This window comes from Sphingobacterium paramultivorum (assembly GCF_014109745.1).
GTDB classification, from domain to species: Bacteria; Bacteroidota; Bacteroidia; order Sphingobacteriales; family Sphingobacteriaceae; genus Sphingobacterium; species Sphingobacterium paramultivorum.
Genome location: NZ_CP058555.1, coordinates 3,788,067 through 3,801,263 on the forward strand (window position 1 = coordinate 3,788,067; position 13,197 = coordinate 3,801,263).

The 13,197-nt window shown below is 40.1% G+C and carries 15 protein-coding genes; 9 read left to right on the forward strand and 6 right to left on the reverse strand.

All coding sequences use genetic code 11. The features are described from left to right. The first annotated feature begins 33 nt into the window (after positions 1–33). From HS960_RS15925 to HS960_RS15935, 3 genes are all read left to right on the forward strand, one after another. Positions 34–465, forward strand: coding sequence for an SRPBCC domain-containing protein (locus tag HS960_RS15925; RefSeq protein WP_153847900.1), 432 nt, complete (start codon positions 34–36; stop codon positions 463–465). A 169-nt stretch (positions 466–634) separates the two neighbouring features. Further along, positions 635–1,093 carry a MaoC family dehydratase gene (locus HS960_RS15930; protein WP_046673910.1) on the forward strand — a complete coding sequence of 153 codons (459 nt, stop codon included), beginning with the start codon at positions 635–637 and terminating at the stop codon, positions 1,091–1,093. A 40-nt stretch (positions 1,094–1,133) separates the two neighbouring features. After that, a complete protein-coding gene (locus tag HS960_RS15935; protein ID WP_182330026.1) occupies positions 1,134–1,598 on the forward strand; it encodes a GNAT family N-acetyltransferase in 465 nt (154 codons plus the stop codon). On the opposite strand, the gene HS960_RS15940 is transcribed toward HS960_RS15935, so the two are convergent. Next, a complete protein-coding gene (locus tag HS960_RS15940; protein WP_182330028.1) occupies positions 1,595–2,569 on the reverse strand; it encodes a YeiH family protein in 975 nt (324 codons plus the stop codon). The two genes, HS960_RS15935 and HS960_RS15940, sit on opposite strands and share 4 nt — an antisense overlap. Before the next feature lie 244 nt (positions 2,570–2,813). Between HS960_RS15940 and HS960_RS15945 the strand changes: the two genes are divergently transcribed. Continuing rightward, entirely contained in the window at positions 2,814–3,173 is a 360-nt protein-coding gene (locus HS960_RS15945; protein ID WP_182330029.1) for a bleomycin resistance protein, read from the forward strand. Between the two features lie 76 nt (positions 3,174–3,249). On the opposite strand, the gene cysM is transcribed toward HS960_RS15945, so the two are convergent. From cysM to HS960_RS15965, 4 genes are all read right to left on the reverse strand, one after another. Further along, positions 3,250–4,122, reverse strand: a complete 873-nt coding sequence (cysM, locus tag HS960_RS15950) for a cysteine synthase CysM (protein WP_153847896.1) — start codon at positions 4,120–4,122, stop codon at positions 3,250–3,252. Between the two features lie 5 nt (positions 4,123–4,127). Then, positions 4,128–4,937, reverse strand: coding sequence for a serine O-acetyltransferase (locus HS960_RS15955; protein ID WP_075991214.1), 810 nt, complete (start codon positions 4,935–4,937; stop codon positions 4,128–4,130). Positions 4,938–5,058: 121 nt separating this feature from the next. Further along, a complete protein-coding gene (locus HS960_RS15960; RefSeq protein ID WP_153847895.1) occupies positions 5,059–5,442 on the reverse strand; it encodes a DUF3037 domain-containing protein in 384 nt (127 codons plus the stop codon). After that, positions 5,420–6,217 (reverse strand): HipA family kinase, encoded by a 798-nt coding sequence (locus tag HS960_RS15965; protein ID WP_153847894.1) that lies wholly within the window; start codon positions 6,215–6,217, stop codon positions 5,420–5,422. Before HS960_RS15965 ends, HS960_RS15960 begins: the two co-directional genes overlap by 23 nt. Positions 6,218–6,522: 305 nt before the next feature. Here HS960_RS15965 and HS960_RS15970 point away from each other — a divergent pair, with 305 nt between their 5' ends. From HS960_RS15970 to HS960_RS15985, 4 genes are read left to right on the forward strand one after another with little or no spacing between them, the layout of a single operon-like run. Continuing rightward, positions 6,523–7,065, forward strand: coding sequence for a DUF1599 domain-containing protein (locus HS960_RS15970; protein ID WP_088163452.1), 543 nt, complete (start codon positions 6,523–6,525; stop codon positions 7,063–7,065). 7 nt (positions 7,066–7,072) lie between these two features. Continuing rightward, complete coding sequence (locus tag HS960_RS15975) at positions 7,073–8,257, forward strand: BT_3928 family protein (protein WP_182330031.1); 1,185 nt, start codon at positions 7,073–7,075, stop codon at positions 8,255–8,257. A 5-nt stretch (positions 8,258–8,262) separates the two neighbouring features. After that, on the forward strand, positions 8,263–8,778 hold the full coding sequence (locus HS960_RS15980; RefSeq protein ID WP_120335283.1) for a shikimate kinase: 516 nt from the start codon (positions 8,263–8,265) through the stop codon (positions 8,776–8,778). A 3-nt stretch (positions 8,779–8,781) separates the two neighbouring features. Beyond that, a complete protein-coding gene (locus tag HS960_RS15985) occupies positions 8,782–9,720 on the forward strand; it encodes a glycerophosphodiester phosphodiesterase family protein (RefSeq protein WP_182330033.1) in 939 nt (312 codons plus the stop codon). A gap of 60 nt (positions 9,721–9,780) precedes the next feature. Here the strand turns inward: HS960_RS15985 and HS960_RS15990 are convergent, their stop codons facing one another. Then, entirely contained in the window at positions 9,781–12,294 is a 2,514-nt protein-coding gene (locus HS960_RS15990; protein WP_182330034.1) for a cation-translocating P-type ATPase, read from the reverse strand. Positions 12,295–12,781: 487 nt separating this feature from the next. On the opposite strand from HS960_RS15990, the gene HS960_RS15995 reads away from it, so the two are divergent. Then, the gene (locus HS960_RS15995; protein ID WP_153847889.1) at positions 12,782–13,171 is read left to right on the forward strand and encodes a response regulator transcription factor; all 390 of its coding nucleotides are present in this window, start codon (positions 12,782–12,784) and stop codon (positions 13,169–13,171) included. Positions 13,172–13,197: the final 26 nt, after the last annotated feature.

The following is a 13,197-nucleotide window of genomic DNA, read 5'->3' on the forward strand; positions in this document are numbered from 1 at the left end:
CCTGTTATTAACTTAGAAAACATCATACATTATATGGAACAGATAAAGATTGAAACCCATATCAACGTACGCGTAGAAACGATCTGGAATGCGTATAACTCAGCCGAAGATATCATGCAATGGAACCATGCTTCAGATGATTGGCACTGTACAAGCTCAATCAATGATTTACGCATTGGCGGAAAGTTCAAAAACCGCATGGAGGCAAAAGATGGATCCATGGGCTTCGATTTTGAAGGCAGCTATACCGCGCTTGACCCCTTTAAAAAAATAGCCTATGTTATGCCTGATGGCCGTCATGTTGAAGTCAACTTCAATGCAAAAAAGTCTGCTACGGATATCACGATAATTTTTGATGCAGAAACGGAAAATCCAATTGATATGCAACGTAATGGATGGCAAGCCATACTCGAAAATTTTAGATCCTACGTTGAAAACACCTATGCAACGACACAACTCGGGTAATCGTATGAATGATGAACGAACTTAGCTTGTCTTTTCATGCAATCATCTTTTAAATAAAGGATATGCTTAGGATTCTTAAAAGTATAGTTATATTTAGCCACTAATTTATCTTCCCTTCTCCATTAAAAGCGGGGAACGATACCAACAAAATGCGATAAAAAGATTACATATGACAATAATTAACAATTATGAAGAGTATAAAGCCTTTGAAGGAAAATCATTAGGCGAATCCCAATGGCATGTTATTGATCAAAAACAAATTAATCAATTTGCGGATGCAACACTTGATCACCAATGGATTCATTTAGATAGCGAAAAGGCCAAAACGGATAGTCCTTTCAAATCAACTATTGCCCATGGCTATCTGACCTTGTCTCTCATTCCTTATTTATGGAAACAAATTGCTGAAGTAAGAAATGTCAAAATGGAAATCAATTATGGGATTGAAAACCTACGTTTTGCACAACCCGTTTTGGTTGACAATGCTGTACAGCTACATACACAAGTAAAATCGGTGGTCAATTTGAGAGGGGTTGTTAAAGTTACCATTGAAGCTACATTGAAAATCAAAGACAGTGCAAAACCGGCTTACGTGGGTGATGTTATCTTTTTATATCATTTCAATTAATTCCAACATTAGACTATAGGCCATTAGCGAATTCTTATACATGCGCAATAGCTTTCAAATAAAACTTATTACAAATCATAAGGATTATCCTTATGATTTGTTGCTTTTAGCAGACGAAACCATTCATGCAATCGACAAATACCTCTATGAATCGATGGTTTATGTTGTCTATGAAACGGAAAAACCTATCGCTGTTTTCTGTTTATATCCGATCAATACGGATACATTAGAAATTAAAAACATCGCCGTATCACCAGAGTTTCAAAGTATGGGGCTCGGAAGTCAACTGCTTGATTTTATCAAGGAGAACTACCAGCAATACCCGAACCTGATTGTAGGTACTGCAGATTGTGGTCTGGCTCAAATTCGTTTTTATGAACGAAATGGCTTTGTTAAATACGCCATCCGTAAAGATTTTTTCATCGAAAATTATGAGCTGCCTATTTATGAAAATGGTCAGCTGTTGAAAGATATGATTATGCTGAAGTATACGTTAAATGCTTAAAGACAAAAATAGATATAGACAAGTACCGGTATTGATAATCCCAACCACAGCACTACCCCCTGTAGTATTGCTTTAAAACCTACTGCCAACAAAACCTCCCTAGACAAGCTTGCTCCAATTAAAAACAAAGTTAAGGTAAGCCCCATCTTTGAAATATGGACGACATAGCCTCCTATATGCTGAAAAAAAGGGATATAACTTGTTAAGATAACCGCCAATACAAATAGACCAATAAAATAGGGTATTTTAATGCTCGTCCCTTTGGTCTTGAATGCTACAGCACTTAAACAGGCGATCGGAATAATCCATAAAGCTCTAGTTAATTTTACGGTTGTCGCGACCTGTAGTGCTTCATTACCATACTTACTCGCTGCACCAACGACAGAACTGGTATCCTGTATAGCAACAGCACACCATAAGCCAAATTGCGTCTGGCTGAGATCAAGCAAATGACCGACAACAGGAAATACAAATAAAGCAATGGCATTCAGTACAAATATGGTCCCTAGCGCCACACTGACTTGCTTCTCATTGGCTTTTATCGTCGGTGAAACCGCCGCAATGGCACTTCCACCACAAATGGCAGTGCCGACAGAAATCAAATAAGCGGTTACCTTTTCCAACTTGAGTAACCTACCCAATAGATAGCCCAATGATAATGTTCCGAGAATAGAAATAACTGTTAACACAAACCCTTGCTTACCCGTTTGGATAGCCGTATCGATATTCATTCCAAAGCCAAGTCCAACAACAGAAATTTGCAACAAAATCTGTGTCGCCCTGTGATTGACTGCCAGAAAAGGATGACCGATCCATTGTGCTACAATAATGCCCAAAAGTAAGGCAAGCGGAGCTGAAACGAATGGCGTAAGACACAATACAAATAAGAGCATAAAAATGATTTCCCGAACGGAAACTTTTCGATTGAGCAACTGTTTATAACGAATTGTCGTATTTATTTTTTTGTCCATGACAATGATACATTGATTTGGTACAAAATTGAATAACTCTCAATTATTATAAAAGACACAATTATAAATGAGTCATAACAATTGGTTATAAAAAACAACTACATTTTAGTCAAAATAGCTAAAGAATACGCTATAAAAACGAAATAATCCTTATGGTAGAACATTAAAATACTACGATAAATGATTATATTTCAAATAGGTTACTAAACAGATGGATTAAACTCGACTTAATAATTATATACCGATGAAACTGACAGCCATTCATCCCAAACTGCCCATGCGCAACAAAACCATCACAAAGGATTTTTATCTACATAAACTTGGATTTTCATTATGTGACACTGCCGACTATGAAGGGTATCTGATGTTGAAGAAAGATGATATTGAAATTCATTTTTTTGAATTCCAAGAACTTCCACCCGAAGAAAATTATGGTATGGTTTATATACGCACAGACGATATTGATTGTCTGTATGAATCTTTTAAAGAAAATAACGTTGAGATTCATCCCAATGGTAAACTTGAGATTAAGCCTTGGGGTCAGCGTGAGTTTTCGATTTTAGATCCCGACAGCAATCTACTAACCTTTGGCGCCGATGCTTAAACATTGAAAAGCCCACTAAAGATTGCTAAAAATAAGCGAAGATCCGTAGTGGGCTTGGTATTGTTCGTATGGGTTCTTAGCCGAAAAGGTCAGAACTCAAATAACGATCACCTCGGTCACAGGCAATAAAGACAATAAGGCCTGCTTCGATTTCATTTGCAATTTTAAGTGCTCCGGCAAAAGCTCCGCCGGTACTCATTCCGGCAAAAACACCTTCGCGCTTGACAAGCTCCCGCGCAAACTCGGTTGCTTCCTGTTGGGATATATCGATGACACGATCTACCCTGCTCGGATCAAAAATCTTGGGCAGATACGCTTCGGGCCAACGCCGTATACCTGGTATCGAGGATTCCGGAGTAGGCTGGCAACCTACAATCTGAATAGCTGCATTTTTCTCCTTCAGATAGATGGAGTTTCCCATAATTGTACCTGTAGTGCCCATAGCGCTTACAAAATGTGTAATCTTTCCTTCGGTATCACGCCAGATCTCAGGTCCCGTTGTCTTAATATGTGCTTCGTAATTATCCGGATTTGCAAATTGATTCAATATAAAATAACCTTCTTTTTCGGCCTTTTCTTCTGCATAATCGCGGCATATTTCCATGGATTCCAATAAGGTGACTTTAGCGCCATAAGCCTCCATCGTAAGTGTTCGCTCCCGTGTTGAAGAAGCCGGCATTACAAGCTCAAGGTTAAGTCCATATATACCTGCAATCATAGCCAATGCGATTCCGGTATTTCCACTCGTTGCCTCAATCAATTTGCTATCTTTTGTAATGTCACCGCGTTCCATCGCCGAGCGAATCATATTTAGTGCCGCACGATCTTTCACTGAACCAGCAGGATTATTCCCCTCCATTTTCGCAAATATCCGCACCTTGGGATTTGTATGAAATTGTGTTATCTCGACTAAAGGCGTATTTCCTATGGTATCTATGATATTTCCCATGGTATCTATATTATTGGTTTCGAATCTATAAATTTTGAGGTGGCCTGATGATATACGGTGGTGTAAGGCTCTACAGAACTTGTCAACCAAACATTCCCGCCAATGACCGAATGATGGCCGATGTGTGTTTCACCGCCGAGGATGGTGGCCCCTGAATAGATAATGACATGATCACCGATTGTCGGGTGGCGTTTTACATTGGAAAACACCTTATCAACACTCAGCGCGCCCAAGGTTACACCCTGATAAAGCTTCACGTAATTACCAATGGTGCAGGTTTCACCGATGACTAATCCGGTGCCATGATCAATATGCAGATGATGGCCTATCGTTGCTCCGGGATGGATATCAATACCTGTTTTGGAATGGGCATGTTCCGTCAATATACGCGGTATCAAAGGAACACCCAAGCGATGCAGTTCATTGGCCATCCGGAAGATACAGATGGCAAAGAAACCGGGATAAGTACGTACGACTTCTCTTTTATTCTGTGCTGCTGGATCCCCATCCATCAAGGCATCCGCATCCCAGCACATCAATTCATAAAGCTGTGGAATCCGTTCAAAAAATTTGTGCGCTACTTCCGAATGATTACAACTTTGACAAGCTTTGGATTTGCTCAAGAGCTGCTCGAGCTCCAATTCAAATTGTTCAAAAGCGAGCTTCACATCATCGACCGATTTCATCTCGCTAGAATTTCGTTCGGGGAAGAGCACATCCACAATTCGGATAGCCCAGCCGCAGATCTTCTTGTTAGAAGGCATTTCTAGAACAGCAAGTTGCTGTTCATAGATATGTTGATAAAAATCATGCATCTTCACTAGTTTATTAAAACAAATATACTATACAATATTGATAGATTAAGCCTTATTATCAAAACTTAGCCCCTTTGACCATCACGTATTGTCCCCTGATCAAGGGAGCACATCTTTTAATTTACAGAACCAGACGCTCAAACAGCTCCTTCAATGTTGCTTCGGGGTCCTCACATAATCCGGGATGTGATGCCGAACATTGAATCAGGGTACTCCGCTTTGCGGTCAGCCATCGAAAGCGTTCGGTGATATCCAGTGCAGCAAGTTTGCCGGCATCTTTTTCGCCGTGGCAGATTCGTTGGAAAGATGAAAGATGATTTTCGATCAATTCCAATTCGATATCCCGGCAAAGAGACCGTACCTTCTGTTCATTGACAAGATAAACCATCTTCGCAAAACGATACTTACGACAATAAAGAGCTACGCCTACATTGATAAATTCCTCTCGCTCCACCCGTGGTATCAAACGTACCACAGCATACTCATATACGGTCTTTTCTGGCATCTTCTATTTGTTTTACAAAAATGGATGAATTGGCTATACGCCGTTTCAGGAAAGAAACATACACTTCGCGCGCATCGGCAGCAGAGAGCTCACGTTCGGCATCTTCCAGCCATTCATCGGGTACCACCGCCAATATTCCGCGAAATACCGCCTCCGTAAAAACGGAACGGTATTCCTGATCTATTTTTTCCACCATACTTGCATTTTTGAGCAGTACGTGATCTTTAATCTGAACAAATGGTTTTAGGGATTGTTCTTCCCAATTATCCCAACTGTGATGAAAATATAAAGAAGCGCCGTGATCTATCAACCAAAGTTCTTTATGCCATATCAGCATATTTGTATTCCGCACAGTACGGTCTACATTCATCAAGAGTGAATCCAACCAAACAATTTTCGATGCTTCCTCCGCGCCGATAGCATCGACATTCGCGTCAAATGTGATGGCTCCACTCAGAAAATGAAGTCCCAGGTTTTTGCCCACACTAAATTTGAGCAGATCCTGAATTTCTTCATCGGGTTCTGTACGGCCAAAGGATTCGTCCAACTCCGCAAATACAATTTCGGGAACTCTTAATTTGAGCAATCTTGCTAGCTCTCCACCGATCAATTCCGCGACCAATGCTTTTCGTCCCTGACCTGCCCCTCTAAATTTTATAACATAACTAAAGCCGTCATCGGCATCGACTAATGCGGGTAAAGACCCTCCTTCCCGAAATGGCTGAACATATCGGATGATCTCTACTTCTCTAATAACAGGTTGTTGAAAATCCATGAATTTATATTTTTACTATCTTCAAAGTTGGCAATACACCTTGCAAACTGATCAAACTTATCTAAAGTTACCCATATTTAAACGTTTGGGGATATAGGAAACAAGAAATTCACGCCATGCACTTGCACGATGCTGTTGCCCCTAGCCCCTGCGAACTTTTAATTGTGGTAATATCCAAAATTATTGTTTATATTTTAGCAATAAAGCACAAATTGTACATTCATTTGACCGTTGGAAGTATTATTTTCTAATTATATTTGTAGTGTAATCACAACTTGTCTCATCAAGTTTCTTCAATCAACGATATGGATACCATTCAGGAATATAACAGTGTTATCAAACATTGTCAGGATTTATTTATTAAAAAAACAAAAGATTATGGAACGGCATGGCGGATTATGCGCCTATCTTCCATTACGGATCAGATTTACATTAAAGCACAACGTATACGCACGCTAGAAATCAAAAAGGTTTCCAAAGTAGGCGAAGGAATTGTTGACGAATATATCGGTATTATCAATTACTGTGTCATGGCCATGATTCAGATTGATTTGGGTGAAGATGGTGAAGAAAATTTGGATCCAACCTTTGTAAATCAGAAATATACAGAAAAGGTTACCGAGACCAGAGATCTCATGCTTGCCAAAAACCACGATTACGGTGAGGCATGGCGCGATATGCGTGTTTCTTCCATGACAGATCTGATCTTAATGAAAATACACCGCGTCAAACAAATTGAAGATAATGATGGGCAAACCCTGGTTTCTGAAGGCATCCATGCCAACTATCAAGATATGCTCAATTACGCAGTTTTCGCATTAATTAAATTAGGAATCGCACAACAATAATCGGATTATGACAGTTACACAGCAGCGTACCAAAACAAATTATCTTTTAGGATTTTGCCGGATTTTCACGGGACTTCTTTTCATATTCTCAGGTTTTATTAAAGCAAATGACCCGACAGGGTTTGGCTATAAGCTTCAGGAATACTTTGAGGTCTTTCATCTCACAGCTTTTAATGAATACGCTACTGCCATCGCTGTGGTAATCTGTGGTTTTGAAATTTTGTTAGGAGCACTGTTATTACTGGGTGTCTATGCGAATACCGTTGCCTGGGGCCTGCTACTACTGATTCTATTTTTCACTTTTCTAACCTTCTATTCGGCATTTTTTGAGGTCGTGACCTCTTGTGGCTGTTTTGGGGATGCCATTCCACTTACACCTTGGCAATCATTTTCTAAAGATCTAGTGCTCTTGGCGTTGATCCTTATTATATTTTTTAACCGAAAGCAATTACGATCAATTATCAAAGGATCAGGCAATCAATTCGTTGCTACTGTGATTACAGCGGTTATCTCTTTAGGTATTGGTGTCTATACCGTAAACTACCTCCCGTTTATTGATTTCTTACCCTACAAAGTTGGCAACAACTTACCTTCATTAATGGTGCTTCCTGAAGGCAAACAAGGCGATTTGTTTGAGCAAATCTATACCATGAAAAACAAAAAGACGGGTGAAACAAAAAAGGTCAATGACAAGGTCTATATGGCTGACAAGCTATGGGAAGATGAATCGTGGGAAATTATAGGTGAACCTGAGAGTAAATTGGTCAAAAAGGGATATGATATTCCTATTCCTGATCTCTTGATTACGGATGCCGACGGAGCAGACCATACGCAAGAAATCATCGCTAATCCGTATTACAATCTTGTTATCGTTGCAAAGGATCTTTCTTCGACCAATATTGATGCTATCCAAAAGATCAATCAGGCAGCCATCCAATTAACAAAAGATTATAATGGGCTTCGTATTGTTCTATTGACTGCTTCAGCATCCAAAGATGCCCAATATCTGAGTGATAAAATGCAATTAATTGCGGAGATATTCTATGCCGATCTCATTCCTCTGAAAAGCATGGTCAGAGCAAATCCTGGTGTATTGCTCCTAAAAGGAGGCAACGTCGTCGGAAAATGGCACTATAATAATTTTCCGGATGCCAAAACCATTGAAGATAAATTTCTAAGTAAAGACAAATAGTACCTATGCCTAAACCTATATTTTTGATTGGTTATATGGGAAGTGGAAAAACTACCCTGGGTAAGAAACTTGCCACTAAACTCGAACTCCCTTTTATCGACACAGATGAGGAGATCGTAAAACAAATTGGCATGAGCATTACCGAATATTTTAGTCAACATGGTGAAGACGCATTCCGGGCATTAGAACGCGAGCAATTGCGTAAATTTTCTGAGAATGCTGCCGTAATATCTACCGGTGGTGGTGCCCCCTGTTTCTTTGACAACATGGAATGGATCAGGGCGAATGGATATGCCGTCTATTTACAGATGTCACCTAAAGCACTTTTTGACCGTCTTTCTCAATCTAAACTACACAAAAGGCCCATTCTAATCGGAAAATCACCTGAGGAACTACGGCTATTTATTGAAGAGAAGTTGATCGAAAGAGAACCTTATTATACACAGGCCCATCTGACAGTCGACCAATTAAATACCAGTGTCGAGGCACTAGCCGATCTGATTAATCAGCACAATAGATAGACAATGAATATACGTATACGCCACTACCTCCTTTTATTGATCTGCTTTATCGTAAGCAGTTGCTTTCGTAACGGAGCCAATACGGATGGCTTGCCAGTGGGTAAACGTATACAGCTCCAAAATGTGGAGGAATTATATCAGTTTTTGACCTATGACGATAATCGTTATCCATTGGTCAGTTTGCATCGTGGTGGCCCCGCATCTGGATACCCCGAAAATGCAATCGAAACGTTTTCCTATAATGCGAGCTTGCAGCCAGTCCTTGTTGAATGTGATGTTCGCATCAGTAAAGATTCAGCGCTGATATTAATGCATGACAATACGCTAAGCCGAACAACCACCGGCAGAGGTCCTGTGAATGCCAGCAGTTTGGCTGAGCTCAAAAAGCTTCGTCTATTGGACAATAACAAAAAGATAACGCCATATAGGATCCCCACGCTGGAAGAAGCACTTTCTTGGGGAAAAGGAAAGGTAATCTTCACCTTAGACATTAAAAATGATGTCCCTTATGAAGCCGTTATCAATGCTATTCGCAAACAAAGGGCAGAATCTAGCGTAGTCATCATCACGTATAGTGCCAACCAGGCGGCCAAAGTGCACAGTCTGGCTAGCGACATCATGATTTCGGCCTCGGTCAATAACCTGGATGACCTTGCTCGTCTAAATGAAAAAGATATCCCCGATAATCGCTTGTTAGCCTTCGTCGGAACACGTGCAGCAGACCCAGCATTGACCAAAGTACTACATGACCATGGAATCATGTGCATATTGGGTACACTGGGAAATTTAGACAGACAGGCCGACAAAAAAGGCTTTCAAGTTTATGCCGGATTTATTGATCGCGGTGCAGATATATTAAGTACAGATCGACCTACAGAGGCAGGGCGAGCGCTGAATTTCTACATCAAGAAAAGAGGAATTACTTCGAAATTTATTCAGTAAGATTCCTAACTTGTTCTTAATTCTATTATTTTAATACTTGGATTATCTCTATATAACCCTTCAATCTTTTTTAGCACGTACAATTCTCCCGATCAATTTATAGACCTCAAACCATAACACGGATGCTGCAGCCACGGAGAGCGCTATCCCCAATTCATATCCGCTCAGGGCTGTTACAGCAAAAAATTGGGCGACCGGAGCAACGTATAATATCACGGCTAAAAATAGAAGCACAGCGATCGAAATACCCACGAGCAGCAAGTTTCGGTTTTTAAAACTTTCAAGGATACTATAGTGGAAAGATCGGTTAGCATAACTCAGCAAAATATTGGCAAAGATCAAAGTAGCGAAAACCATAGCCCTCGTTTTTTCCTCAGTTCCCCCCTGCTGAACAGTAAACTGATAAACAAATAGAATCCCTATAGTGATTATCAGGCCTTGAACAATGCTTATTCCGAGCTCATTTATACTTAAAAAAGTGTCGCCCATAGCTCTAGGAGGTCGCTTCATCGTATCCTTTTCAATAGGTTCATTTTCATATACAATCGAGCAGGTGGGCCCCATGACCAATTCGAGGAAGATCACATGCACAGGGCTAAAAATCTGCGGAAATACCCAGCCTAAAAACAAAGGTAGTGATACGGTCAAAATAATGGGGATATGAATAGAAATGATGTATTGAACCGCCTTCTTGATGTTTGCGTAAATCCTTCTTCCGGCTGCGATACCAATGATTAACTTTTGTAGATCGTCATTTGTGATAATCAACGCCGCGGCTGATTTTGCTATTTCAGTACCTTTATTGCCCATAGCAACGCCGATATGGGCTGCTTTTAATGCTGGGCCATCGTTTACCCCATCGCCAAGCATCGCCACAACCTCGCCTTTGTTTTTCAGGGCATTTACAATAGCCAATTTAGCATCCGGAAACATTCTGGTAAATAAAGTTGTTTGCTCCGCTATCGCCATAATTTCAGCCTCGGACCTATTGACTATTTCACTGCCATTTATCGGCGGAGACAAAATACGAATTCCGGCCTGAGCCGCTATTGCTTTAGTCGTATCGGCATTGTCGCCAGTAATTACTTTGACTTTAATCCCGGCTTCATAAATATCTTGGAACACTTCCTGGATACCTTTTTTGGGTGGATCATAAAATACGGTCAACCCTAAAAATTGGAACTCAAAATCCTGTTGCTTCGCGGGGAAATTATTGCCTTCGAATTTCGCTTTCCCCACACCCAATAGACGAAAGCCCTGCTCTCCATAGGATTTAACAATAGCCCTAATTTTATCTTTCTCACTATCGGGCAGCTTCGATACGCTAAGTATAGCCTCCGGTGCCCCTTTGGCAGCAATAATCCGATCTTTTCCTGTATTTTCGAAAAGATGGGTCATCATCGGCGGTTTACCATCTAAAGGATATTCATGAAATAATGCATACTCCTTTCTGAGATCCTGTTTTTGCGTTTTTTCATATATTTTATGCAACGTAATTTCCATGGGATCAAAAGGCACAGGCTCACTGCTCCACATCGCATAATCGATAAGCTCTCTTAAATCGGGTTCATCAAACCTTTCCTGATCATAAGATGAATCCGTAGCATAATTATAGAGGTATTTCAATTGCATGGAATTCTCTGTAATGGTCCCGGTCTTATCTGTGCAAATCACCGTTGTACTACCCAAAGTTTCAACAATACTGCTTCTTTTGATTATAATCCCCTCCCGCATAAGTTTCCATGCGCCAAGCGCCATAAAAGTCGTAAACGCAACAGGGATCTCTTCCGGGAATACAGACATGGCCAAAGTAAGTCCATTGAGCAAGCTCGCCACTAAATTACCACTGTCAATAAAACTGTATAGACATACGATTAAAAAAATTAGGATACCGACAATGGCCATTGCTTTTACAAACTTTTGGATTTGCACCTGCAATGGTGAAATTTCTTCCTTGATATTTTTTATCGATTCACCTATTTTCCCAACGCGGGTCTCTTTACCGATTTCAGTAACTTCAAACACGGCCAGGCCTGAGACCGTAACCGTCCCGCCGTAGACCAGGTTATCTTCGGATTTACTGTCCTTAAAGACGGAAAAACTCTCCCCCGTCAACGAAGATTCATTGACAGAAAAATCGTTACTATGTAGAATACGACCATCAGCGTTTATAATTCGACCTTCCTCTGTAATACAGAGATCCCCCACAACAATCTCATGTGTTGGAATTTCACTAACCTTCCCATTTCGAATCACGGTGCTTAATGGTTCATTCAGCTTTTCCAATTCCTCCAGAGCTTTTTTGCTACGATTATCCTGATAAAAAGAAATTGCCGTAACAGCAACAATAGCGACAAACATAAATACAGCCTCTCCGTAATTCCCCACAAAAAGATAAATCATCGAGATGATAATCAACAGAATCAGCATAGGCTCCTTCAAAATATCCACAAGCAGTTCAAACCATGTATTCTTGTGATTATCGCTCAATTGATTCCAACCATATTTAGCGCGAGAGGCATTAACCTCAGCTACGGAAAGACCTTTCAGATTATCGGGAATATTATATGACATATCGAATGAACTAGGTTACCTAAATATAATGAATAATTCTTGTATCCAGGAGTTAAATCATCTGTCGACGATCATCTCCTTCACATGTAACATCATGTTACAATCTTTTATTTGCAGCACTTACTTTTTGTAAAAAAGTAAGGCTACATAACTTACCAACAACATATTAGCATAAAATTTACCTTCTAATACTTTTCTTTTATTGCATATTTCTATTACAATGATATATTTGCGCAGAAATTCATTTGGGGACTTTGAATTTTATATTAGCCAAAAGCAATTTTACGATCATTTTTCCAATAATGCCAAGACAGCTTCTTGCTATTGAAGTCCTTCTTTGCTACCTATGTTTTCAGATCATGTAAAACACAAAGAGAAGCTGGAAACTAAACATATTGTTAAAATATTTCTGTACCTATCGTTAGATATGGAATAGCATCTAAACTTGTTGTGGCCTCCATAATAGTATATTAATAATAAAAACAAGATGGTCATCTTAATTGCAGAAGATAATGAGTTGATATTACGGACAGTTCAATACAAACTGATCAAGGCAGGTCACGAGGTTATCACTACCACCAATGGAAAAGATGCAATTGAAAAGCTCAATACAATGGATCTAGATCTGATCATTACCGACATTATGATGCCATTTGCTTCGGGGATAGAAGTACTTTCTTCCATAAAAAAGCTCGAGAAAAAAATCCCCGTTATTGTACTTTCCAACATGGGACAAGAGGAAGTCGTCATTGAAGCTTTTGACCTTGGCGCTTCAGATTTTATGGTGAAGCCGTTTAGCCCGGAAGAACTCCTGTTGCGGGTCAAACGACTGACGAGTAACAACATTTCAGCTAGAGCCATCCCAGATCACTTGTAACGAAGAACGGGCAGTTTTCTTTACTT